The sequence below is a fragment of the Pseudomonas sp. SIMBA_068 genome (assembly GCF_046534705.1).
In the GTDB taxonomy this organism is placed as follows: Bacteria; Pseudomonadota; Gammaproteobacteria; order Pseudomonadales; family Pseudomonadaceae; genus Aquipseudomonas; species Aquipseudomonas putida.
Genome location: NZ_JAWRYI010000873.1, coordinates 1 through 259 on the forward strand (window position 1 = coordinate 1; position 259 = coordinate 259).

The window sequence follows — 259 nt, forward strand, 5'->3', positions numbered from 1 at the left end:
GTGGATGAACTGACCCCGGTGCACCTGGTGCCGGCGTTCATGCTTAGCGAGCTGAAGATTGCCTTCCAGATCGGCTTCATGATCTTCCTGCCGTTCCTGATCATCGACCTGATCGTCTCCTCGATCCTGATGTCGCTCGGCATGATCATGGTGCCGCCGATCACGCTTTCGCTGCCGCTGAAGATCATGCTGTTTCTGCTGATCGATGGCTGGGGCCTGATAACCCAGACGCTCGTGCGCAGCGTGGTATGAGCTGTCC

The 259-nt window shown here is 57.9% G+C and carries 1 pseudogene; it reads left to right on the forward strand.

Features of this window, described 5'->3' with window-relative positions:
• Positions 1 to 252, forward strand: a pseudogene (locus SB756_RS31860) (flagellar biosynthetic protein FliP); the annotation flags it as partial.
• Positions 253 to 259: the final 7 nt, after the last annotated feature.